At 55.4% G+C, this 22,617-nt stretch carries 21 protein-coding genes; 8 read left to right on the forward strand and 13 right to left on the reverse strand.

From position 1 onward, the window contains the following. Window positions 1-141: 141 nt before the first annotated feature. Complete coding sequence (gene fumA, locus QRD42_RS13930; protein ID WP_318363065.1) at window positions 142-1,788, forward strand: class I fumarate hydratase FumA; 1,647 nt, start codon at window positions 142-144, stop codon at window positions 1,786-1,788. Window positions 1,789-1,935: 147 nt separating this feature from the next. Further along, on the forward strand, window positions 1,936-3,339 hold the full coding sequence (gene fumC, locus QRD42_RS13935; RefSeq protein ID WP_321987396.1) for a class II fumarate hydratase: 1,404 nt from the start codon (window positions 1,936-1,938) through the stop codon (window positions 3,337-3,339). On the opposite strand, the gene tus is transcribed toward fumC, so the two are convergent. From tus to ydgH, 6 genes are all read right to left on the reverse strand, one after another. After that, window positions 3,336-4,265, reverse strand: a complete 930-nt coding sequence (gene tus, locus QRD42_RS13940; RefSeq protein WP_321987397.1) for a DNA replication terminus site-binding protein — start codon at window positions 4,263-4,265, stop codon at window positions 3,336-3,338. The genes fumC and tus overlap by 4 nt on opposite strands. Before the next feature lie 64 nt (window positions 4,266-4,329). Then, window positions 4,330-5,637, reverse strand: coding sequence for a two-component system sensor histidine kinase RstB (gene rstB, locus QRD42_RS13945; protein WP_321987398.1), 1,308 nt, complete (start codon window positions 5,635-5,637; stop codon window positions 4,330-4,332). A 26-nt stretch (window positions 5,638-5,663) separates the two neighbouring features. Next, a complete protein-coding gene (gene rstA / locus QRD42_RS13950; RefSeq protein WP_321987399.1) occupies window positions 5,664-6,383 on the reverse strand; it encodes a two-component system response regulator RstA in 720 nt (239 codons plus the stop codon). Window positions 6,384-6,449: 66 nt separating this feature from the next. After that, window positions 6,450-7,172, reverse strand: coding sequence for a dihydromonapterin reductase (gene folM, locus QRD42_RS13955; RefSeq protein ID WP_072568342.1), 723 nt, complete (start codon window positions 7,170-7,172; stop codon window positions 6,450-6,452). A gap of 37 nt (window positions 7,173-7,209) precedes the next feature. Continuing rightward, window positions 7,210-8,592 (reverse strand): amino acid permease, encoded by a 1,383-nt coding sequence (locus QRD42_RS13960; RefSeq protein WP_321987400.1) that lies wholly within the window; start codon window positions 8,590-8,592, stop codon window positions 7,210-7,212. 180 nt (window positions 8,593-8,772) lie between these two features. Further along, window positions 8,773-9,717: a DUF1471 family protein YdgH gene (gene ydgH / locus QRD42_RS13965; RefSeq protein ID WP_072568344.1), complete on the reverse strand. Its 945-nt coding sequence runs from the start codon at window positions 9,715-9,717 to the stop codon at window positions 8,773-8,775. Window positions 9,718-10,242: 525 nt separating this feature from the next. Here ydgH and pntA point away from each other — a divergent pair. Next, on the forward strand, window positions 10,243-11,772 hold the full coding sequence (gene pntA, locus QRD42_RS13970; protein WP_321987401.1) for a Re/Si-specific NAD(P)(+) transhydrogenase subunit alpha: 1,530 nt from the start codon (window positions 10,243-10,245) through the stop codon (window positions 11,770-11,772). A 10-nt stretch (window positions 11,773-11,782) separates the two neighbouring features. Further along, entirely contained in the window at window positions 11,783-13,171 is a 1,389-nt protein-coding gene (pntB, locus tag QRD42_RS13975) for a Re/Si-specific NAD(P)(+) transhydrogenase subunit beta (protein WP_321987402.1), read from the forward strand. Window positions 13,172-13,228: 57 nt separating this feature from the next. Here pntB and uspE read toward each other — a convergent pair whose 3' ends face one another. From uspE to ogt, 3 genes are all read right to left on the reverse strand, one after another. Then, window positions 13,229-14,176, reverse strand: a complete 948-nt coding sequence (gene uspE / locus QRD42_RS13980; RefSeq protein ID WP_072568348.1) for a universal stress protein UspE — start codon at window positions 14,174-14,176, stop codon at window positions 13,229-13,231. Window positions 14,177-14,319: 143 nt separating this feature from the next. Then, window positions 14,320-15,072, reverse strand: a complete 753-nt coding sequence (gene fnr / locus QRD42_RS13985) for a fumarate/nitrate reduction transcriptional regulator Fnr (RefSeq protein ID WP_072568349.1) — start codon at window positions 15,070-15,072, stop codon at window positions 14,320-14,322. A gap of 194 nt (window positions 15,073-15,266) precedes the next feature. Then, window positions 15,267-15,782 carry a methylated-DNA--[protein]-cysteine S-methyltransferase gene (gene ogt / locus QRD42_RS13990; protein ID WP_321987403.1) on the reverse strand — a complete coding sequence of 172 codons (516 nt, stop codon included), beginning with the start codon at window positions 15,780-15,782 and terminating at the stop codon, window positions 15,267-15,269. A 503-nt stretch (window positions 15,783-16,285) separates the two neighbouring features. Between ogt and smrA the strand changes: the two genes are divergently transcribed. Then, the gene (gene smrA / locus QRD42_RS13995) at window positions 16,286-16,849 is read left to right on the forward strand and encodes a DNA endonuclease SmrA (RefSeq protein WP_321987404.1); all 564 of its coding nucleotides are present in this window, start codon (window positions 16,286-16,288) and stop codon (window positions 16,847-16,849) included. Window positions 16,850-17,033: 184 nt separating this feature from the next. On the opposite strand, the gene map is transcribed toward smrA, so the two are convergent. Together map and QRD42_RS14005 are read right to left on the reverse strand one after the other, a co-directional pair. Further along, window positions 17,034-17,816, reverse strand: a complete 783-nt coding sequence (gene map / locus QRD42_RS14000; RefSeq protein ID WP_318363058.1) for a type I methionyl aminopeptidase — start codon at window positions 17,814-17,816, stop codon at window positions 17,034-17,036. After that, the gene (locus QRD42_RS14005; protein ID WP_318363057.1) at window positions 17,813-18,064 is read right to left on the reverse strand and encodes a ParD-like family protein; all 252 of its coding nucleotides are present in this window, start codon (window positions 18,062-18,064) and stop codon (window positions 17,813-17,815) included. The genes map and QRD42_RS14005 overlap by 4 nt, the downstream gene beginning before the upstream one ends. A gap of 165 nt (window positions 18,065-18,229) precedes the next feature. Here QRD42_RS14005 and QRD42_RS14010 point away from each other — a divergent pair, with 165 nt between their 5' ends. Further along, on the forward strand, window positions 18,230-18,418 hold the full coding sequence (locus tag QRD42_RS14010; RefSeq protein ID WP_321987405.1) for a DUF1272 domain-containing protein: 189 nt from the start codon (window positions 18,230-18,232) through the stop codon (window positions 18,416-18,418). A 78-nt stretch (window positions 18,419-18,496) separates the two neighbouring features. Here QRD42_RS14010 and QRD42_RS14015 read toward each other — a convergent pair whose 3' ends face one another. Together QRD42_RS14015 and QRD42_RS14020 are read right to left on the reverse strand one after the other, a co-directional pair. Next, window positions 18,497-20,335: a glycoside hydrolase family 15 protein gene (locus QRD42_RS14015; RefSeq protein ID WP_321987406.1), complete on the reverse strand. Its 1,839-nt coding sequence runs from the start codon at window positions 20,333-20,335 to the stop codon at window positions 18,497-18,499. Between the two features lie 52 nt (window positions 20,336-20,387). Beyond that, a complete protein-coding gene (locus QRD42_RS14020) occupies window positions 20,388-21,272 on the reverse strand; it encodes an SDR family oxidoreductase (RefSeq protein ID WP_072568356.1) in 885 nt (294 codons plus the stop codon). 431 nt (window positions 21,273-21,703) lie between these two features. Here QRD42_RS14020 and QRD42_RS14025 point away from each other — a divergent pair, with 431 nt between their 5' ends. Beyond that, window positions 21,704-21,943 carry a hypothetical protein gene (locus tag QRD42_RS14025; protein ID WP_318374808.1) on the forward strand — a complete coding sequence of 80 codons (240 nt, stop codon included), beginning with the start codon at window positions 21,704-21,706 and terminating at the stop codon, window positions 21,941-21,943. A gap of 219 nt (window positions 21,944-22,162) precedes the next feature. Next, complete coding sequence (locus QRD42_RS14030) at window positions 22,163-22,594, forward strand: hypothetical protein (RefSeq protein WP_321987407.1); 432 nt, start codon at window positions 22,163-22,165, stop codon at window positions 22,592-22,594. Window positions 22,595-22,617 lie beyond the last annotated feature (23 nt).

Below are 22,617 nucleotides of genomic sequence, written 5' to 3' on the forward strand. Positions count from 1 at the left end.
GAAGTAACCACTGCATGCAAAAAGTCGTACTAGTCTCAGTTTTTGTTAAAAAATTGTGTAGGATAAAGCGACTCGCTTTTAAACAGGGCAATGGAACATCTGCCCGAACCATAACCAGACCGTGCAGTCAGTGAGAGAACAATGTCGAATAAACCCTTCCAGTATCAGGATCCTTTTCCGCTGAACAAGGACCAGACCGAATACTATCTGTTGAGCAGTGACCACGTCTCCGTCGCCGAATTCGAAGGACAGGAGATCCTCAAAGTCGATCCCCAGGCGCTGACCTTGCTGGCGCAACATGCGTTCCACGATGCGTCCTTTATGCTGCGCCCGGCGCACCAGCAGCAGGTGGCCGATATTCTGGCCGACCCGGATGCCAGCGAAAACGATAAGTATGTCGCGCTGCAATTCCTGCGTAACTCCGAAATCGCCGCCAAAGGCATTCTGCCCACCTGCCAGGATACCGGCACGGCGATCATCATGGGCAAGAAAGGCCAGCGCGTGTGGACCGGCGGCGGCGATGAAGCGGCGCTCGCGCGTGGCGTCTACAACACCTATATCGAAGACAACCTGCGCTATTCGCAAAACGCGGCGCTGGATATGTATAAAGAGGTGAACACAGGCACCAACCTGCCGGCGCAGATCGACCTCTACAGCGTCGACGGCGACGAGTACAAATTCCTGTGCATCGCCAAGGGCGGCGGCTCGGCCAACAAAACCTATCTCTATCAGGAAACCAAAGCGCTGCTGACGCCGGGCAGACTGAAGGATTACCTGGTGGATAAGATGCGCACCCTGGGCACCGCGGCTTGCCCGCCTTACCATATCGCTTTTGTCATCGGCGGCACCTCGGCGGAAGCGACGCTGAAAACGGTGAAGCTGGCCTCCACCAAATATTATGACGAGCTGCCGACGACGGGGAACGAGCTGGGTCAGGCGTTCCGCGACATCGAACTGGAAAATGAGCTGCTGCGCGCGGCGCAGGATCTGGGCCTCGGCGCACAGTTCGGCGGCAAATATTTCGCCCACGATATTCGTGTGGTGCGCCTGCCGCGTCACGGCGCTTCCTGCCCGGTAGGTATGGGCGTTTCCTGCTCCGCTGACCGTAATATCAAAGCGAAGATCAACCGCCACGGCGTGTGGCTGGAAAAACTGGAAAACAATCCGGGCAAATACATTCCGCAGGCACTGCGCCAGGCCGGGGAAGGTGAAGCGATCAAAGTGGATCTTAATCGCCCGATGGCGGAGATCTTACGCCAGCTGTCGCAGTATCCGGTGTCCACCCGCCTGTCACTGAGCGGCACCATCATCGTCGCCCGCGATATTGCCCATGCGAAGTTAAAAGAGCGTATGGATCGCGGCGAAGGCCTGCCGCAGTACGTGAAAGATCACCCGATCTATTACGCAGGCCCGGCCAAAACGCCGGAAGGTTACGCTTCCGGCTCCCTCGGCCCGACCACCGCCGGACGCATGGACTCCTATGTGGATCAGCTCCAGTCGCAGGGCGGCAGCATGATCATGCTGGCAAAAGGCAACCGCAGCCAGCAGGTGACGGATGCCTGTCACAAGCACGGCGGTTTCTATTTAGGCAGCATCGGCGGTCCGGCGGCGGTACTGGCGCAGAGCAGCATCAAAAGTCTGGAATGCGTGGAGTACCCGGAACTGGGTATGGAAGCCATCTGGAAAATCGAAGTGGAAGATTTCCCGGCGTTCATACTCGTGGATGATAAGGGCAATGACTTCTTCGCTCAGATCCAGTCCTCCGCCTGCGCGCGCTGCGTGAAATAAACCCTTTTCGTCCGGCAACGCAGCCCGTCGCCGGACGTTTTTTTGCAACATTTTCTATCGTGCCACGCAACTTCAGTAATACTTACAACTTCGTTTGCAGGTGAGCAATGTCGGCAACCCACATCACTTGGTATCCAGGGAGAAAGTATGACTTCGCATCGCAATGAAAAAGATTCGATGGGCGCCATCGACGTTCCGGCAGATAAATTATGGGGCGCGCAAACCCAACGGTCGCTGGAGCATTTTCGCATCTCGACGGAAAAAATGCCGGAGGCGCTGATCCGCGCGCTGGCGCTGACCAAACGTGCCGCCGCTAAGGTGAATCAGGATCTGGGGCTGCTGCCCGAAGAAAAAGCCCGCGCCATTATCAGCGCCGCCGATGAAGTGCTGGCGGGGAAACATCCTGACGAGTTCCCGCTGGCCATCTGGCAGACCGGCTCCGGCACCCAGAGCAACATGAACATGAACGAAGTGCTGGCGAACCGCGCCAGCGAGCTGCTGGGGGGCGTGCGCGGTATGGAGCGCAAAGTTCACCCGAATGACGACGTTAATAAAAGCCAGAGCTCGAACGATGTTTTCCCCACGGCGATGCACGTCGCCGCGGTGATCGCCATCCGCGAACAGCTGCTCCCGTCGCTGAACGAACTCAAAACCACGCTCAGCGAAAAATCCCGCGCCTTTGCGGATATCGTCAAAATCGGCCGTACCCATTTGCAGGACGCCACGCCGCTGACGCTGGGGCAGGAGATCTCCGGCTGGGTGGCGATGCTGGAGCATAATCTCAAACATATTGAGCACAGTCTGCCGCATCTCAGCGAGCTGGCGCTGGGCGGCACGGCGGTGGGCACCGGCCTGAACACCCATCCGGAATACGCGGTGCGTGTGGCGGAAGAGCTGGCGGCCACCACCGGGCAGGCGTTTGTCACCGCGCCGAATAAATTCGAAGCCCTCGCCACCTGCGACGCGCTGGTGCATACCCACGGCGCGCTGAAAGGGCTGGCGGCCTCGATGATGAAAATCGCCAACGATGTGCGCTGGCTGGCCTCCGGCCCGCGCTGCGGCATCGGCGAGATCGCCATTCCGGAAAACGAGCCGGGCAGTTCCATTATGCCGGGCAAAGTGAACCCGACGCAGTGCGAAGCCATGACCATGCTGTGCTGCCAGGTGCTGGGCAACGACGTGGCGGTGAACATGGGCGGCGCGTCCGGTAACTTTGAGCTGAACGTCTTCCGCCCGATGGTCATTCATAACGTGCTGCAATCGGTGCGTCTGCTGGCGGACGGCATGGAGAGCTTTAACGAACACTGCGCCACCGGTATCGAACCGGTGCGCAGCCGTATCGATCAGCTGCTCAACGAGTCACTGATGCTGGTGACGGCGCTGAACACCCACATCGGCTATGACAAGGCAGCGGAAATCGCCAAGAAAGCGCATAAAGAAGGGCTGACGCTGAAAGACGCTGCCCTGGCGCTGGGCTATCTCACCGCTGAAGAGTTCGACAGCTGGGTGCGGCCTGAATCCATGGTCGGCAGCATGAAGCCGGGCCACTAACCGGCAACAAAGAGGTGCAGCCGGGGAATAATCGGCGTTAACGGCTGCGCCTCAGGCTTATAACGATGCTGAATATTGTCAGCATCGTAATTCAGCAGTTCCCCGATATCCGGCACCCGGCCGCCGTTTTCCGCATCAATCAGCGCAATCATCGGCGCGGGGCAGGCGTACTGCACCTGCTTTTTGGTGTCCGCATACCAGACGCGGGCAATGGGCTGCACCTTCACCGGCCGTTTGATTTTCAGTTTCGCCCGTTGCGGCAGGGCGGCAATATCGTTGTACTCCTGCTCCAGCCGCGTCTGCCACTGTTCACGCGTCCAGCCGCCCACCGCGCGGGGGGCTTTCAGGCTCTTCGCCAGCATCGCCAGCACCTCATCCCGGGTCAGATTCTTAATGATGTGTTTGTTCGCCCAGCCAAAGCGCAGCGTCGCCGGATCGCGCAGGGTGGTCAGCGAGCGATAGGCGTTAAGGGTAATCAGCCCCGGCAGGTGGTGGTGCACCCATTCAAAGCGCGCGGCGGGAGGAAGTTCCGATTCCACGGTGATAATGCGCTCAAAAGCCTGCTTCAGGTCATTGATGGTGGCGATGCGCGCTTCGATGGCGTCGCGCAGCCCGGGAGCCGTTTGCAGGCAGATCACGCCGGGCAGCCGCACGGCGGCTTTGCTGCTGCGCTTTTCGGACTGCTGCTGGATAAACAGGTGCGTGAAGTGGCGCAGCGCCCGTTCAGCCGCTTCCTTGCCGATATGCTGCTTCACGGTGATGGTGGTCAGGGGATCGTGCTCGCTGCCTTTTTCCACTGCCGGCAGCTCAAAGACGCGGCCTGCCAGCAGCCGACAGGCGGCGAGTTCGGTTTTCAGCTCCGCCAGTTGCTGCTCAAGCTGGCGAAAAGTGCTGGTGAGGCGTTCGATCAGGTCGTAGCGCGCCATAGCTTACTCCTTAGTTACAACATACTTTATGTATAGCACAGCCGGACCGCTCCGGCCACCGCGATTAACGGTCCGGCAGGACGGGAAGGGCGACCAGTTGTGTAACTGGCCAGCGAAAACGAAAGCGCGCGCCGCCGGTATCGCTGGCATCACAACTCACTTCACCGCCCATCGCCTGTGCGATCGAGTGCACAATCGCCAGCCCCAGTCCGCAGCCGCCGGTGGCGCGATCGCGGCTGGGATCAAGACGCACAAAAGGCTCAAACACCCGCTGGCGTTCCGCTTCGGCGATGCCGGGGCCGTCGTCGTCAACCTGTAAACAGGCATAGCTGCCGTCCAGATCCAGGCTGACGCTCACCTCGTTTTCACAATAGCGCAGGGCGTTATTGAGCAGGTTATCCAGCACCCGTTCCATCAGACGCATGTCCAGCGCGCCAAAGTGCGCGGCGCTGTCGGCATAAACCCGCAGACGTTTGTCAGGGGTTACGCTCTGCACGTCGGCGATATGACCGGTCAGCCAGGCGGGCAGATCCGGCGTCGTCAGCCGCAGCTCATTTTGCGGCCGATCGAGGCGGGCATAGGTGAGCAATTCTTCGATCAGTCCTTCCAGCTGGCCAATATCACGGTTCAGCGCCGCCCGTTCCGGCTCGCTGAGGTTATCGCTCATCTCCAGACGGTAACGCAGGCGCACCAGCGGCGTGCGCAGTTCATGGGCGATGCCGTCTATCAGCTGTTTCTTGCTGGCGATGAGAGCGTTAATGTTATCCGCCATCTGATTAAAAGCCACGCCGAGCCGCTCAAAGCTTGAGCCACGATCAAAGTGGATGCGCTCGGTCAGATGCCCGTCGCCAAAACGCTGCGCCGCCGATTCGATACGCAGCATCTCCTGCCAGTGCGGGCGCATCCAGATAAAAACCGGGAAGGCGAGCGAAATCGCGATAAACACCAGCAGCGTGATGTCGAGAATGCGCATCTCATGCAGATAAAACAGATAAGGCACCGGCCCGACCGCCAGCACATAGTGGCTGCGGGGGATGCGCTGGATAAAGGTGTACTCCGCGTCCAGCGCCACAATGTCGCCTTCCCGCAGCCGCTGCGCCGTTGGCGCGTCAAGGCTGAACTTATTCAGCGGCTCAATACGCATATCGAATGAGAGATTAAGATCCATCTCTTTAAGGGTTTTGCTCCACTCGTGGGGCGGGATTTCGCGCAGCTCGCTGCGGATAAGGTACAGCGAGCTTTTCATCAGATCGTCCAGCGACTGTCGGCCCGCACGCTCGGCGGTGAATTTGTACACCAGGCCGACCAGCATGGTCATCACCAGAAAACAGACGAACAGCAGCAGGTAAAACTGCACAAACAGCTTTTTCATTCAGACACCTGTGATAGTAGCGACACTCAGTTTTCCCAGGCGTGGGGCGCGAACAGATAGCCCTTGTTGCGCACCGTTTTAATGCGGTAGGGCTCGGTGGCATTATCGAGCAGTTTTTTGCGTAAGCGTGAAATGGCCACGTCAACGCTGCGATCCATCCCGTCGTAGCTGACGCCACGCAGATTCTTTAGCAGCGCGTCCCGGTCCATAATCTGCCCGGCATGGGTCGCAAGCTCCCACAGCAGATCAAAATCCGCCGTCGAGAGGACAATTTCATCCCCGGCCAGCAGCACCTGGCGATTAACCGGATCGATGGACAAACTGCCAAAGCGCAAGGCTTTGTGCGGCGTTAAGGTATTTTGCTGCGCCGCGGGCGTGGAGTTCGCGGCATGCTGGCGCAGGTGCAATCGCAGACGGGCCAGCAGCACGGCGGGAGGGGTGGTTTTCAGGATGTAATCGCTGGCGCCCATTTCCAGCGACAAAATATGGTTCATATCGCTGTCAAGAGAGGTCAGCAGCACGATGGGTCCCTGCCACTGGCTGCGCAGATCGCGGCACAGCGTCATGCCGTCTTTACCGGGCAGCATGATGTCCAGCAGCACCAGTTCAGGGTTCTCCCGCAGGATCACCGCTTCGGCGCAATCGCCACGCGGCTCGACAATCACGTCGATATCGTGTTTACCAAGATACGCCGCGATCAGCGCGCCGACTTCCGGGTCGTCTTCTACAAAAACGATCTTATTCATATGCATGATGGTTAGCTAAAAACGCCAACATACACCGCCTTGTTTCAACCCGCCATCACTCTTTCGTTAGCGGAGCGGACGACCGCCGTCGATGGCGAAACTGCGACCGGTGACATAACAACTGGTGAGCAGATAATCCACAAGATCGATAACCTCTTTTTCACCGGGGGCGATTTTCATCAGTGACTTATTCAGCGCCTTCTGACGATAGCTGGCGTCGTCGTGCTCGTTGAATAAAATCAGCGACGGGGCGATGGCATTGACTTTCACTTCCGGCGCGAGCTTGCGGGCAAAGGAGCGCGTCATGTTATCCAGCGCCGCTTTACTGGCGGCGTAGGCGATATGTTTATCACTGCCGCGCTCCACCACGTAATCGGTGAAATGGATAATGTCGGTGGACGCATGACCCTGACCGCGCAGCAGACCTTCCAGTGCATGATTGAGCAGGTAAGGGGCGTGGACATGGATTTGCAGCATGGCGGACAGCACTTCGGTAAGAGGCGTGCCGGGCTTTTCCGGCAGCCAGCCGCTGGCGTTGTGGATCACCGCGCGCAGACAACGGGTACGGGATTTGATCTCCTCGGCAAATTTTAATATTCCGTCATCGGAACAAAAATCCGCCTGGATGCAGACCGCGCCTTCTTCCTGCAACACATCGATAGCCGGGTAAGGCGTGCGATAGCTGACGATCACCGGCTGGTGCAGGTTGAGAAAATGGTGGGCAAGGGCGAGGCCGATACGGCGGCCTCCGCCGGTAATTAAAATGGGATTGGGTTGATCTTTACCCATCGCTATCTCCTTATCGTTAAGACGATGGGCGCAGCATTTATCCCATCAGCATCCAGGTCGCCGGAACCGCTGCAAGCAGCAGACAGGCAATCATCACATGTTCGGCGCGGCGCAGCGGTTTATCATGCTGGTGGGTACGGCGGGCATAGATAAACACCAGCAGGCCGGGCGCATAAAGCACCACCGACAGCAGCAAATGCATCGGGCCGGAGGCATATAATAACCATAAACCATACAGGCAGGATCCGACACCCACGACCTTATGCAGTGGACGGCTGGCGATTTTCAGCAAATACGCCCCGACGAGGAAATAGGGCACGAGGATCATTTCGGAGGCGATGGTCAACAGCGTGTTGTAATCGGATCCCGTCAGCCAGATAAGGATCAGACACACCTGGACGCTGGCGTTGGTCAGCCACAGGGAAGCAGAAGGCGCGCTGTTTTTATTCTGACGGGCGCAGATACGCGGGAAGGCTTTGTAGGTGGCGGCCAGCAGCGGCACTTCCGCCGCCATGATCGTCCAGCTCAGATAGGCCCCGCAAACGGAGACAACCAGACCGGCGGCGATAATAATTTCGCCCCAGGAACCCATCATACGTACCATCAATCCCGCCATCGACGGGTTACGCATTTCAGCCAGGTCCGGACGGGCCACCACCCCCAGCGACAGTAGTGTCACCAGCAGGTAAACCGTTAAGGCAGCCATGACCGCCAGCAGCGTCGCGCGGCCCACGTCATGCTTGCTGCGCGCCCGGGCGGACACCACCACTGCGCCTTCCACGCCGATAAACACCCACAGGGTGATAAGCATGGTGTTTTTCACCTGCTCCCACACCGGCACGCCCAGCTCAATGCCGGTAAAATCGAGTTTGAACTTATCAAAATTAAAGGCCAGCGCAGCCAGCACCACGAACAGCCCCAGCGGCACCAGTTTCGCCAGGGTCGCGGCGAGGTTAATACTGGCGGCCGTCTGCACGCCGCGCAGCACCAGCGCATGGACGATCCACAGCAGGCAGGACGCGCCGACGATGGACTGCCATGTGTTGCCATCGCCAAAGATGCGCAGCTGTGGGCTGTCGGTGAAGAAGCTCAGCGCCGAGAACACAATCACCAGGTAAGAGACGTTGGCGATCACCGCGCACAGCCAGTAACCCCAGGCGGAGCAGAAACCGATCAGTTCGCCGAAGCCTTCCCGCGCATAGGTAAAGATGCCGCCATCCAGATCCGGCCGCAACCGCGTCAGCAGCAGCATGGCAAAGGCCAGCAATAAAATGCCCGCGCCGGTGATCCCCCAGCCAATCAGCAGGGCGGCGGGACTGGCGACTTCCGCCATATTCTGCGGCAGACTGAACACACCCGCGCCAAGCATGGAGCTCAGAACGAGCGCAGTTAAAGCGCTAAGGCCAAGTTTCTTTTCCATCGTCATCCTGTTATGAACGAACTGGATCCAGAATAATTATTTCGCCGTAGCGCATAAAAATGGTGGATCACACTGAGGCGCGGAATTTTACGGAGAGCGGCAGGCGCATGCAATGAGGTACAGCAGAAAATTATGCAAAAAGCTGTAAAAGGCGGCACAAGCCGCCTTTTAAGAGGGGAATTACTTATACAGATCGGCGCTGATGGTGATATTGCCACCACGTTCCTGCCACTGGCGGGTGATGTGGTAATATTTTGCGCCTTTCTTTGCTGCGCGTTTGGCCACCTGGTAGGAGATTTCCGTCATGTTGCCGTAGTTACCGGTGAACTTCACGCTGTCGAAGGGCACCATTTGCGCCGCGGTGATTTTATTCACTTCTTCAATTTTGGTGCCGTCCGGTAAAGTGACAGTGTAACGGCCACCTTTTGATGACTGGGTTTCAAAGAAACGACCCACTTCGGCGCTTGGCGCGGCGCTGGTCGCGATACCCGGGATCTCAACTTTTTTCGCTTCTTCGCCGCCTTTCGCCAGCATTGCGCGTCCTGCGTCAGAGTTTGCCGGAATAGCGTCCGGGCTTTGCAGTACGCGTTTTTTAGCATCTGCTTTATAGACGTAGGCGGTGATCATCTGGTTGCCGCCGTCGTTGGTATCCACCTGGCGCACAATATAGTAAGAAGCCGCATTTTTCGCTTTAGCGGCCTTGGTGATGGCGGCGTTAATATCAGGCTGGCTGCGGTAGAAACCCCGCACGGAAACGGTATCGAAAGGTTCCAGCTCGATCGCCTGATCTTTGGTTAATTCGGTCACGCCGTTAATGACACGATTTTTTGGCGCATCCGCTTTTGGCGCATCTGATTTATAGAGATCGGCCACCACGCGCTGATTACCGCTGTTGGCATAATCGGCAGAGTCGACAATATAGAAGGCATCCGCGCCTGCTTTATCGGCGCGATTAGAGACGGCATTCACGGCGTCGCTGATGGCATTAAAACGGCCAGTGATCGTGATGCGATCGTAAGGCTTAACCGCTGCTGCCTGCTCAGGCGTCAATTCTGTCGCGGCATTAACCGACAATGTTGTCGCTGAAAGAAGTACAGACGCCACGAGGGTGTTCTTAAGCTTCATAAAAATAATCCTTCGCCTTGCGCAAACCAGTAATTGGTAGTGTGGTTGTCTTGAAAACGTTGCCGATTATGGCATTGAAATGTCGTCATTGTCTGCGTCATTTTTAACGGCCAGTGCGGGGTGTGGGCTGAATTACCATAACAATTAGATATATGTGGAAAAAACAGCCGCCAGACCTGCAAAACCGGTAAAGCATATGACTTTTATAAGTTAACTCATTGTTAAATTGTTGATCTCAACAAACAGGTAATCATGTTTTGCCGCCTCGCTTTGGCGGATTATGGGGCGCGCGCCGCAATTTTAAGTTAAACCAGCCAGTCAGAACGCGTTTCTCTTAATATTCCGCAATTAAATAAGAAATACTCTTTTCTGGCGCTAGATCGCAGGCGTTATTTTCAGTAGGTTATAGAAAGTTTGTTACCGTTTGATTTATTAGCGTTGATGTTCGTTACCCCTGTGGGTGGCGGGCAAGGTCTTTTGAGAAAACTGACAAACCATCATCTTAAACCGATGGAAGGGAAAACTATGCGTATTGGTGTACCAAAAGAACGGTTGGCCAATGAAACCCGCGTGGCTGCCACACCGAAAACGGTCGAGCAGCTGCTTAAGCTGGGTTTCACTGTCGCTGTGGAAAGCGACGCGGGCAGACTGGCAAGTTTTGACGACGAGGCGTATATCCGTGCGGGCGCGCAGGTCGTTGACGGAAATGACGTCTGGCAGTCAGACATTATTCTCAAGGTGAATGCTCCGGGCGATGATGAGATTGCGTTGCTCAATCCGGGCACCACTCTGGTGAGCTTTATCTGGCCTGCGCAGAATCCGGAACTGCTGGAAAAACTCGCGGCCCGCAATGTCACCATTATGGCGATGGACTCGGTGCCGCGTATTTCCCGCGCCCAGTCGCTGGATGCGCTCAGTTCGATGGCCAACATCGCTGGTTACCGCGCCATTGTCGAAGCCGCCCACGAATTTGGCCGCTTCTTCACCGGGCAGATCACTGCCGCCGGTAAAGTACCGCCCGCGAAAGTGATGGTGATTGGCGCAGGCGTGGCAGGTCTGGCGGCGATTGGCGCAGCTAACAGCCTTGGCGCTATTGTCCGTGCCTTCGACACCCGTCCGGAAGTGAAAGAACAAGTGCAGAGTATGGGCGCGGAGTTCCTTGAGCTGGATTTCGAAGAGGAAGCGGGCAGCGGCGACGGTTATGCCAAAGTCATGTCCGAGGCCTTTATCAAAGCGGAAATGGCGCTGTTCGCCGCCCAGGCGAAAGAAGTGGACATTATCGTCACCACCGCGCTAATCCCCGGTAAACCGGCACCTAAGCTTATCACCCGTGAAATGGTCGATTCCATGCAGCCGGGCAGCGTCATCGTCGACCTGGCGGCGCAAAACGGCGGCAACTGTGAATACACTATCGCCAATGAAGTCGTCACCACGCCAAACGGCGTAAAGGTGATCGGCTATACCGATTTACCGGGTCGTCTGCCGACCCAGTCCTCCCAGCTGTACGGCACCAACCTCGTTAACCTGCTTAAACTGCTCTGCAAAGAGAAAGACGGCAACGTGAACGTTGATTTTGACGACGTGGTGGTGCGTGGCGTAACTGTCGTGCGTGAGGGTGAAATCACCTGGCCCGCGCCGCCTATTCAGGTTTCTGCCCAGCCGAAAGCGGCGGCAAAAGCCGCACCTGAGCCGGTTGCAGAAGCGGTTCCCGCATCGCCTTGGCGTAAATTCGCCCTGATGGCGCTGGCGATCATTCTGTTCGGCTGGCTCGCTGATGTGGCGCCGAAAGAGTTCCTCGGTCACTTCACCGTCTTCGCGCTCTCCTGCGTGGTGGGCTATTACGTGGTGTGGAACGTATCTCATGCGCTGCATACGCCGCTGATGTCGGTCACTAACGCCATCTCCGGCATTATCGTGGTCGGCGCGTTATTGCAGATTGGTCATGGCGGCTGGATCAGCTTCCTGAGCTTTATCGCCGTGCTGATCGCCAGCATTAACATTTTTGGTGGTTTCACCGTCACTCAGCGCATGCTGAAAATGTTCCGGAAGAACTAAGGGGTAACATATGTCTGGAGGATTAGTTACAGCTGCATACATTGTTGCCGCGATCCTGTTTATTTTCAGTCTGGCCGGGTTGTCAAAGCATGAAACCTCCCAGCAGGGTAACCGTTTCGGCATCGCCGGTATGGCTATCGCGCTGATTGCCACCATCTTTGGCCCGGAAACCGGCAACGTGGTGTGGATCATCGTGGCGATGGTTATCGGCGGCGCGATCGGTATTCATCTGGCGAAGAAAGTCGAAATGACCGAGATGCCGGAGCTGGTGGCGATCCTGCACAGCTTCGTGGGTCTTGCGGCGGTACTGGTGGGCTTTAACAGCTATCTGTATCACGAGGCGGGTCTGGATCCGATTCTGGTCAACATCCATCTGACCGAAGTGTTCCTCGGTATCTTCATCGGCGCGGTGACCTTTACCGGCTCCATCGTGGCCTTTGGCAAACTGCGCGGCAAAATCTCCTCTAAGCCGCTGATGCTGCCTAATCGCCATAAACTGAACCTGGCGGCGCTGGTGGTCTCTTTCCTGCTGATGGTGATCTTCGTGCGCACCGAAAGCGTCGGGTTGCAGGTGCTGGCGCTGCTGGTGATGACCGTTATCGCGCTGGCCTTTGGCTGGCATCTGGTGGCGTCTATCGGCGGGGCGGATATGCCGGTGGTGGTCTCCATGCTCAACTCCTACTCGGGCTGGGCGGCAGCGGCGGCGGGCTTTATGCTGAGCAACGACCTGCTGATCGTCACCGGCGCGCTGGTAGGCTCATCCGGCGCCATCCTCTCTTACATTATGTGTAAGGCGATGAACCGTTCGTTCTTCAGCGTGATCGCGGGCGGCTTCGGCACTGACGGCTCCTCGACCGGCAGCGACGAAGAAGTGGGCGAACACCGTGAAATCAGCGCCGAAGAGACCGCTGAGATGCTGAAAAACTCCCACAGCGTGATCATCACCCCAGGCTATGGCATGGCGGTGGCACAGGCCCAGTATCCGGTTGCCGATATTACCGAGAAGCTGCGCGCGCGCGGCATCAAGGTGCGTTTCGGCATTCACCCGGTTGCCGGTCGTCTGCCGGGCCATATGAACGTGCTGCTGGCGGAAGCGAAGGTGCCCTATGACATCGTGCTGGAAATGGACGAAATCAACGACGATTTCAGCGATACCGACACGGTGCTGGTCATAGGCGCGAACGATACGGTGAACCCGGCGGCGCTGGACGATCCGCGCAGCCCGATCGCCGGTATGCCGGTGCTGGAAGTGTGGAAAGCGCAGAATGTTATCGTCTTTAAACGCTCCATGAACACCGGCTATGCAGGCGTGCAGAACCCGCTGTTCTTCAAAGAGAACACCCACATGCTGTTCGGCGATGCAAAAGCCAGCGTGGATGCGATCCTGAGAGCGCTGTAAGACACCGCAAAAATAAAAGGCCGCTCAATGAGCGGCCTTTTTGTTTCTGAGGGCAGGTTAATCGTCTTCGTCATCCAGCTCGATCGGGGTCTGGAACTCGTCCGGCTTCAGCACCAGCACATCGCAGCGCAGGTGATCGATAACCTGTTCCGCCGTATTCCCCAGGAACGCCGCTGACAGCCCGGTACGGCCCACCGTACCTAACACCACCACGCCCGCCTGCATATGCTCCGCCAGATCCGGGATCACTTCTTCAGGCAAACCTTTTTCCACATGGGTCAGCTTCTCATCGATGCTGTATTTCTGGCGCAGCGCCTTCATCGCCAGCAGATGCTGGCCGCGAATGGCATCGTTGTAGACGCTGGGATCGAACTCCGGCAGTTCAATGGCGATATTGATTGGCGTAACCGGATAAGCGCCTACCAGGTGCACTTCGGTATGGTTAACCATATCCGCAAGCTGGATGGTTTCCTTCACCAGCTTCTCATTAAGCGCGGTGTGGTACGGCTCTTCGCTGGCAAGGTTTACCGCCACCAGCGCTTTGCCGCCTTCCGGCCAGGGCTGATCCTTCACCATCCATACCGGACACGGGCATTTACGCAGCAGGTGCCAGTCGGTAGGGGTGAAGATCACCGATTCCAGTTTGTCGTGCTGGTGGGTCATTTTCAGCACCAGGTCGTGATGATCGCTCAGCACTTCCTGGATAATGGCTTCGAAGGGACGGTTATGCCAGACCACTTTAATGTCGATAGGTACGCCGGCATCAAGATAATACTGGGCCTGTTCGCGGATCCACGCGGTCCGCTGGCTGATCACCCCTGACCGCATGGCGGTGCGCTCATCAGGCGACAGCAGGGTGGTCATCTCGTAGGAAAAATCATAGATTGGCAAAAAGGCTTTGATCCGACCACCAATCCGTTGATGTAGATAAACAGCGCGCCGTAATGCCGGTTGATCGTCCTGGTTGGGATCGATGGCAACCAACATATTTTGATATCTGGCCATACAGGGTCTCCTTACATCTGTCACCGCAGTCTGTAACTAAAAGATAACCCAAATATGATGAATGAAACAGGGGAGAACCTTTGCCAGATCAATAAATCAGATAAATTTAACGATCCAGCAAAGGAGGCTGCGAAGGGGAAAAATCAGGCAACGTTACGGGAGTGTCCGGCCAGTACCGCCAGCGCGTCACCGTTTTCAATAGTGATGTATTTGCCTTTCACCGCCAGCATGCCGCTCTTCTGGAAGCGACCAAGCAGACGGCTGATGGTTTCTACCGTCAGACCCAGATAGTTGCCGATATCGCCACGGGTCATGGTCAGACGGAACTCACGGGGCGAGAAGCCTCGCTGGGCAAAACGGCGCGACAGGTTATAGATAAAGGCCGCCAGACGCTCTTCGGCATTTTTCTTCGACAGCAGCAGGATCATGTCCTGATCGCCTTTGATTTCGCCGCTCATCAGACGCATCATTTGCTGACGCAGGTTCGGCATTTTACCGGACAGGTCATCGAGGGTTTCAAAGGGGATTTCACAGACCATGGACGTTTCCAGCGCCTGCGCAAAGCTCGGGTGATGGCCGGTGCCAATAGCATCGAAGCCCACCAGATCGCCAGCCAGATGGAAGCCGGTGATTTGCTCGTCGCCCTGTTCAGTGATGGTGTAGCTCTTGATGGTGCCTGAACGGATAGCGTAGAGCGATTTCAGTTCATCCCCTGCTTTAAACAGCGTCTGCCCTTTCTGAATAGGCTTTTTGCGCTCGATAATGTTATCAAGCTGGTCCAGCTCATGTTCATTAAGGGTAAAAGGGATACAAAGCTGGCTGATGCTGCAATCCTGGCAATGGATAGCACAACCGCCAGACTGAATGCGTCGTATAATTCGCTTTTCCGGGATCATAGGTCTGCTCAAGCCTTAATTGATTTTGGTCAATTTTAACATCTTTTTAGAGCAGAGGTAAGTCCGGGACAGTGCCAGAAGGTGATTATTGGAAACCTAATAACATTATTTATTGTATGTCATTGATATTCCGCATATAGATTAGGGCTTTTTACGCTAATCACTGATAGAAAAGCACTAAATGTCCTTTTTTCTCACAATAAAAAGTAGCCCTCATGGCGCAACAACCACTCTTTTCGCTGTACGCCGCCCGCATACCCCGTGAGCATACCATTGCTGCCAATCACCCGATGACAGGGCACCACAATGCTTACCGGATTTGAACCATTAGCAGCGCCGACTGCGCGGGCGGCACCTGCCCGACCCAGCGCCGCGGCCAGCTGACCATAATGCATCACCTGGCCGCAGGGAATAGCGCGCAGGGCTTTCCATACCTCGCGCTGAAAGAGCGTGCCGGCGGTTTCGGTGGGCAGGGTGTCAATAACGTCAAGATCGCCCGCGAAGTAGTCGCGCAGCTTCTGGCTGAGGCCGCCCGGATTACTGGCGCTGACGCGCTGATAACCTTCAAGGCGATAATGCAGGCCCAGCAGCTGTTCCATGCGATCGCTGTGCTCTTCCCATTCCACCGCCCGCAGACGGAACTGTTCATCGCACATCACCCACAAGGGGCCCAGCGGGGTAGCAATTTTATCTTCAAGCAGCGTCAGCATGGGGATCCTGGTAAAGGCAGCGGGAAAGGGCGGAGATAATCTAGCACGACGACAAACCCGTCTCTACTCTCCCTGAGAGGTAGCGCAACATTAATAACCAGCGAAACGTTTTGCTGGCGAAATAATAATCACCTGCGCATTTAAGAAATAAAAAAATAGAGTCTGCCGACATCCGTCAGACTCTAGAGTACACACAGCAGTGCTTCCTAAGCTTATTCCCGATAAATCGTCCCTGTGGGTTGATTTAAGTTATAGCCAGGTTGCGGTATAATTCCAGTCGCGGATGTCATTAATGTCTCATTATTTTTATTTATCCCGTTATTTTAATTTCCATGGGGTATTAGTTAAGCGCAGGCGAATAAATGTCCAGCGAAATAGTATTCCATCTGGTTATGATTTTTTTAACGCCTTTCGGAAAACAGGGATGATCATTGAGACGCGGGCGCGGCGCAGTTATAGTAGAGAGATGCTGGCACCAGCAGAAGTAGCCTGAGGACAACAACATGAACCTTGACGACAAATCCCTGTTCCTCGACGCCATGGAAGATGTCCAACCCCTGAAGCGCAGCACCGACGTGCACTGGCAGCCGGAGCGCCGCGCCTCTGGCCCGCAGCATCCTGATCTCCTGCAACTGGATAACTTCCTGACCACGGGTTTTCTGGACATTGTGCCGCTCAACACGCCGCTGGAGTTCAGGCGCGAAGGCCTGCAAACGGGCGTCATTGAGAAATTACGCCAGGGCAAATATAGCCAACAGGCGAGTCTGAATCTGCTGCGTCAGCCGGTGGAGCAATGCCGGCAAATGCTGTTCAGCTTTATGCATCAAGCGGCGAAAGATAATCTGCGCAATCTGCTGATCATTCATGGTAAAGGACGCGACGACAACTCTCACGCCAATATTGTGCGCAGTTACCTGGCACGCTGGTTGACTGAGTTTGAAGACGTGCAGGCGTTTTGCGTGGCGAAAGAGCGCCACGGCGGCAGCGGGGCCTGTTATGTGGCGCTGCGTAAATCCGTCGCCGCAAAACAGGAAACCTGGGAGCGTCACGCCAAACGCAGTCGTTAGTTTGTTTTTATTTAACGGCTGCGCCGGTGATAATTTTCCCCGCCGTCAGCGGGGCGCATGAATAAGCAGGGCCGCAATTTTTATTTATTTGCGCTTAAATTATTCACCTTGTAAATATAAAACGCCCTGCATACCAGACAGGGCGTTTAATATTATCCTTCAGGAGTAGAAAATTATCAGCGCGCTAGAGCGCTTCATATTCGCCGGTGCCATCCGGCCACGGCGTCAGTAAATCATAACCGTTTTCCGTAACGGCTACGGTGTGTTCCCACTGGGCGGAAAGCGAGCGATCTTTAGTCACCACCGTCCAGCCGTCAGACAGCACGCTGGTGGCCGCTTTACCGGCGTTGATCATCGGCTCAATGGTGAAAATCATGCCCGGTTTCAGCACCGTGCCGGTGCCGGGCACGCCGTAATGCAGGATCTGCGGCTCGTCATGATAAATTTGCCCAACGCCGTGCCCGCAATATTCCCTGACGACGGAAAAACCGGCGTCTTCCGCCACGCGCTGGATCGCCGCCCCGATGTCTCCCAGCGTTGCGCCCGGACGAACGGTTTTGATCCCGGCCACCATAGAGGCATAGGTAATATCCACCAGGCGTTTCGCGCGGATCGAGGGTTCGCCGACAAAATACATACGGCTGGTATCGCCGTACCAGCCATCTTTGATCACCGCCACGTCAATATTCACGATGTCGCCTTTTTTCAGGACTTTCTCCGCCGGAATACCGTGACACACCACATGGTTGACGGACGTGCAGACGGTGCGAGTATAGCCCTGATAGCCAATGTTCGCCGGCGTGATTTTCAGCTCGTTCACAATGAAGTCGTGACACAACCTGTCCAGTTCATCGGTGGTGATCCCGGGGCGCACATGAGGGCCGATCATCGCCAGTACACTGGCGGCAGCCTGTCCTGCGGCACGGGCCAGCTCTATTTCTTCCTGCGTATGGAGTTTTATCGTCATGGTATCAGCGCCTCTTTTTGTGCCGGAAATGCCCCGGTCTGGACTAATTTTTGAATTTCCGCGCCGCCCTGCGACTCGGTCTGCACCAGCAGGCGCATCAGGTCCTGATGGGTTAAATGCGGATAGACTTCCGCCAGCATGCCAATTTTTAACCAGTGTTCCGCCTGAGAATTTATCGAGCGGCTCATCGCATTGCTGGCAAGACGCAGATTCTCATGCATCAGGTCCGAGATTTTCACAATACCCATAGGTGATCCTGCCTGTCGGTTTAATACGAAACATATATGAAACGTATAATAGCATAACCTCACCGGCGTACAACATGTCCCTTTTTGACATCAGGCTGTCCGGCGCGGGGCTGTTGCCTGTGGCGGGATTGCCGTAAGCTCAGTAAAAAACAGAGGGGACAATTGATGCTTGAACTAAAACCTGCCTGTGAACGCTGTGGCGCCGCGTTGCCGCACACCTCGACCCAGGCCATGATTTGCTCATACGAATGCACTTTCTGCGCCGACTGCGCCCGCTCGCCGTTGCTACATACTTGTCCGAACTGCGGCGGCGAACTGGTGCGGCGACCCGCGCGGCATAAAAAAGAGGCCTGACGGCCTCTGATTTGTGGTGGATTTTGTCGGGTGGCGGCTGCGCTTGACCCGACCTGCGATATGGTGATCTGTGACTATTCACACATGCCACGCGTTATCGCCTTCTTCCCGCTGGCGGGAAAGGGCATCGGCGGCGCAAATCAACGACAAATGGCTCAGCCCCTGCGGTACATTTCCCGTCCATTCGCCGGTACGCACATCAAACATCTCATTAAAGGTTTCGACGTTGCCCTTATTACACAGGCATTCCAGGATGTGCTCCATATAACCTGACGCCTTTTCGTCGTTGCCCAGCCGCGCCCAGGCTTCAACCAGCCAGAACGAGCAGGCCACGAAGGTGCTTTCCTCTTTTTCTACGTCGCTGTAACGATAGAGCATCGGAGTGCCGTGCCCCAGTTCCGCCACCATTGCGTCAAAGGTGGACGTCATACGCGCCAGATTGTTTTCCCGGCCGTAGTACCACACCAGGCACAGCGAGGCATCCAGTCTGTCTGTTCCGGGATAAAAAGTGTAGGCCTGCTTCTTTTCAGACCAGCAGTGTTCTTCGATCCAGTCCCGAATACGATCTTTTTCCCGCGTCCAGCGGTCGATCCAGGTGGATTCTATATGTCCATCGCTGGCAAGCTTAGCGGCGATATCCAGCGTCACCCAGCAGGCCATTTTCGAATGGGTATAATGATTACGTTCCGGCAGTTCCCAGATCCCCGAATCATCCTGTCGCCAGGAGTCGGCACAGTCATTGGCCAGCCGTGACAGCAGACGGGAAGTGGTCAGATCCAGCACGTGGCCGGCATGGACGAACAGCAGGGCGGTGTCGAGCATATCGCCAAACATACTCAGCTGACGCTGGCTCTGGGCATTATTACCAATTCGCACCGGTTGCGATCCCTTATAGCCTTCCAGCGGCAGCCAGGTTTCATCCGGCACAATTTCACCGTTAAGGGTGTAGCAGGCGCGCAGCTCGCCTTCATGGCGCACAATGGTGTGCGTCAGCCATGAAAAAGCCGCTTTGCACTCCTCCAGCGCGCCAATAAAGGCAAATGCGCGAATAATCAGACAGGCATCGCGGATCCAGGCGTAGCGATAATCATAATTTTTCTCGCCGCCAATGCCTTCAGGTAACGAGGTGGTGGGCGCCGCCGCCAGTGCGCCGGTTGGCGAGTAGAGCAAAAACTTCAGCGCCAGCGCCGAGCGTTTGACGTGTTCCGGGAAACGTCCGTCATAGCTCAGATCCTCCGCCCACTGCCGCCACATCTGATCGCTGATCTCGATCCGGCGGTCGATTTTTTCCAGCGGCGGCACGGCCAGCGGCTCTTTATCGCTTACCAGCAGGGCAATCAGGCTGCGGGAACCGGGAGAAGTAGTCAGGGTCGCCTCTATACGATCATCTTCCGCGCGGGTAAGCGTGACGTCCGGGGTGGTGCTGATCATCGCCATCAGCTCGCCAATATGAATGACCTGGCCTTTGGGCGATTCAGCCAGCCAGGGGGCGCGCGTACAGGCGGCTGAACCCGGCACGAAGATCATTTTTAATGTCACTTCCCCTTCAAGGCCTTCCACACGACGCGCCAGTTCACACCAGGGCAGTCGTCCCGCATGATTACTGTTCAGCGATTCGGTAAACTTTACTTTGCCGGACCCGGTCTCGTAACAGGTTTCCAGCACGTTGCTGTTTTCCCGGTACATACGGTTTACGCAGTATTCGCCGATGGGTTCAATCTGAAAGAAGCCGCCATGCGTGGCGTCGAGAATACGGTCAAACAGCGGGGGTGAATCCATATTAGGCGCGCACCACCAGTCAATGGCGCCATCCGGGGCGATAAGCGCCACCGAGCGGCCATCGCCGATAGCGGCATAGTCGCCCAGCCCGGCATAGCCATCCACGCGACCCGGGTGGGTATAAGATTGATTCTTCATCGGCACTCTATCCTGCAAAAAGAAAAATGGCAGGCAAAGGCCCGCCATTCTGTTACACGGTGCCGGTACCACCGTCGGAACACCAGACCTGGCCGGATGCGAAGGAGCTTTCGTCAGAAGCGAAAAGCACATACAGCGGCGCGATCTCCACCGGCTGGCCCGGACGACCCAGCGGCGCGGTTTCGCCAAAGGCTTTCACTTTTTCCTGCGGCTGACCACCGCTGGACTGGAGCGGCGTCCAGTAAGGCCCCGGGGCGACCGCATTCACGCGGATGCCTTTTTTACCCAGCTGTTTGGCGAGCGCTTTGGTAAAGGCCACGTTACAGGCTTTGGTCTGCGCGTAGTCCAGCAGGATGTCGCTCGGGTTAAAGGCCTGTACGGACGAGGTATTAATGATCACCGCGCCTTCTTTCAGGTGCGGCACCGCCGCCTTGGTGATCCAGAAAGGAGCATATACGTTGGTTTTGAAGGTGTCGTCAAACGCCTCGGTTGTGAGATCTTCAATGGATTCACAAAACTGCTGACGACCAGCGTTATTCACCAGAATATCCAGACCGCCCAGCTTATTAATGGCTTCCACCACTAATTGCTGGCAAAAGGTTTCGGAACGAATATCGCCCGGCAGGGCAACAGCGGTACGGCCTTCTGCCTGAATCAGGGCAATCACGGCTTCCGCATCGGATTCTTCTTCCGGTAAATAGTTAATAGCCACGTCTGCGCCTTCACGAGCATACGCAATGGCAACAGCACGGCCAATACCTGAGTCGCCTCCGGTGATCAGCGCCTTTTTCCCTGCCAGACGGCCAGAGCCGATATAGCGAGTTTCGCCATGATCGGGAATCGGCTTCATCTCAGAGGCAAGGCCTGGCGCCTGTTGCGGCTGCTCAGGGAAAGGTGGACGTGGGTACTGCGAAAGTTTGTTATCCTGGTTTGTCATTATATCCGCCTCGTTGATAAAAACACGTATTAACCCTAGACACGAAATCATCGGTGCGCGAAATTTTTCTATAATAATTAAGATTAATTTTAAGAACTTTACTTCTTTTATATTAGGATCTACCCGCCATAAATAAGGGGAGATGTTTAAAAAATGTTCTTTTTTGTTAAGCTAATGGGCGAGTAATAGCGGGTAAAACGTTTCGATGACACCAAAAAACGGATTATTCCTTAAATAAGACATTTCTTACGAAATAGGCTTGTGACTATTATCAGTTAGGCTAAGATAATTCCTGACACTGGAGCCTGATTAGCATGCGTCGTACCTGATATTTACGGCCCGGCACTGTTTTTTGATCGGTTAAACATGTCGTAACAAACGTGTTGTAATGTTAAACCTGTGAAAAACATTGATTTATAAGGAGATTTAGGATGAGCATTGAGCCCGTGTTTCCTGCCTTTCCCGTAGTGGGCTGGCAGGTTGGTCCGGTTGAAAGTCGTAGTAATGTCGTCGTTAAATTTGGCTACAGCACGTCGCCCCATACGGTGGGTGCCAGTACCTTTGATTCGCAGTTCTTTAGTTTGTCGCCTGAGATGGTGCGCAGTCTGATTTATGATTTGCAGCGCAGCCTGCGTGAGTGTGAAGCACCGCTGGAAACGAAAGTCGCCTGAGTCCGTCGCACATTAAAATCGCAGCAGGCCGTTGATCACCTGCCTGCTGCGAAATACCTTCGCCTTCCGGCAACACGCCAACTAATCTATTAATTAAAAATTCCAGCTCATACTTTTTGCTTAATTCCACCTCTCAGTGGAATCTTAATTAATTCTTCGCCGCTACGTTCTGCGCTATAACTTAATACAGATAGATTGTATCTGCGGAATGGAGAAAGCATGAACTTTGTTTATTTTAAGGCGGAGAATCATCAGCAGGATAATAACACGCCCATCAACCTGGTAGTTGAAGACGTGGTACTTATGCGAGATGGGGAAGTTATCGCCGGACTGGGAGATATAAAAATCACCCGTTTGCCATTATATGTATATCGTGCAGTACCAACAGGTTTTCGTAAGATTGAATATAAAATGAAAACCACCAGTCACCGGCGTATTTTGTTTTCAGCAGGTTATCTGAAAACGGGTGCCTATTATGTTGAAACGCCTGACGGTGAACAGACAATGAACTTTAACGCGCTTTCCGGTTTATGGACCGGAGTGCATGAAGATGAAAAGATAATGGATAACCATGCTTTTCTGAATCAGGGATACGCTGTCTTACGCCCGGTACCCAGGGTAAAGAAAAAACGCAGCGAATTGCCCCGTTAAACTTCTGCGTCGGCGATTATCAA

This window comes from Enterobacter sp. PGRG2 (assembly GCF_030291195.1).
GTDB lineage: Bacteria > Pseudomonadota > Gammaproteobacteria > Enterobacterales > Enterobacteriaceae > Enterobacter_D.

Bases quoted from the DNA above. Each gene is read 5' to 3' on its own strand.
- QRD42_RS14005 (WP_318363057.1), bottom strand. From the start codon at position 18,064: ATGGGTATTGTGAAAATCTCGGACCTGATGCATGAGAATCTGCGTCTT.
- QRD42_RS13960 (WP_321987400.1), bottom strand. From the start codon at position 8,592: ATGGAAAAGAAACTTGGCCTTAGCGCTTTAACTGCGCTCGTTCTGAGC.
- QRD42_RS14010 (WP_321987405.1), top strand. From the start codon at position 18,230: ATGCTTGAACTAAAACCTGCCTGTGAACGCTGTGGCGCCGCGTTGCCG.
- rstA (WP_321987399.1), bottom strand. From the start codon at position 6,383: ATGAATAAGATCGTTTTTGTAGAAGACGACCCGGAAGTCGGCGCGCTG.
- fumC (WP_321987396.1), top strand. From the start codon at position 1,936: ATGACTTCGCATCGCAATGAAAAAGATTCGATGGGCGCCATCGACGTT.
- uspE (WP_072568348.1), bottom strand. From the start codon at position 14,176: ATGGCCAGATATCAAAATATGTTGGTTGCCATCGATCCCAACCAGGAC.
- pntB (WP_321987402.1), top strand. From the start codon at position 11,783: ATGTCTGGAGGATTAGTTACAGCTGCATACATTGTTGCCGCGATCCTG.
- fnr (WP_072568349.1), bottom strand. From the start codon at position 15,072: ATGATCCCGGAAAAGCGAATTATACGACGCATTCAGTCTGGCGGTTGT.
- QRD42_RS14025 (WP_318374808.1), top strand. From the start codon at position 21,704: ATGAGCATTGAGCCCGTGTTTCCTGCCTTTCCCGTAGTGGGCTGGCAG.
- tus (WP_321987397.1), bottom strand. From the start codon at position 4,265: ATGGCGCGCTACGACCTGATCGAACGCCTCACCAGCACTTTTCGCCAG.
- pntA (WP_321987401.1), top strand. From the start codon at position 10,243: ATGCGTATTGGTGTACCAAAAGAACGGTTGGCCAATGAAACCCGCGTG.
- QRD42_RS14030 (WP_321987407.1), top strand. From the start codon at position 22,163: ATGAACTTTGTTTATTTTAAGGCGGAGAATCATCAGCAGGATAATAAC.
- QRD42_RS14015 (WP_321987406.1), bottom strand. From the start codon at position 20,335: ATGAAGAATCAATCTTATACCCACCCGGGTCGCGTGGATGGCTATGCC.
- ogt (WP_321987403.1), bottom strand. From the start codon at position 15,782: ATGCTGACGCTGCTTGAAGATAAAATTGCTACCCCGCTGGGCCCCTTG.
- rstB (WP_321987398.1), bottom strand. From the start codon at position 5,637: ATGAAAAAGCTGTTTGTGCAGTTTTACCTGCTGCTGTTCGTCTGTTTT.
- ydgH (WP_072568344.1), bottom strand. From the start codon at position 9,717: ATGAAGCTTAAGAACACCCTCGTGGCGTCTGTACTTCTTTCAGCGACA.
- fumA (WP_318363065.1), top strand. From the start codon at position 142: ATGTCGAATAAACCCTTCCAGTATCAGGATCCTTTTCCGCTGAACAAG.
- smrA (WP_321987404.1), top strand. From the start codon at position 16,286: ATGAACCTTGACGACAAATCCCTGTTCCTCGACGCCATGGAAGATGTC.
- QRD42_RS14020 (WP_072568356.1), bottom strand. From the start codon at position 21,272: ATGACAAACCAGGATAACAAACTTTCGCAGTACCCACGTCCACCTTTC.
- folM (WP_072568342.1), bottom strand. From the start codon at position 7,172: ATGGGTAAAGATCAACCCAATCCCATTTTAATTACCGGCGGAGGCCGC.
- map (WP_318363058.1), bottom strand. From the start codon at position 17,816: ATGACGATAAAACTCCATACGCAGGAAGAAATAGAGCTGGCCCGTGCC.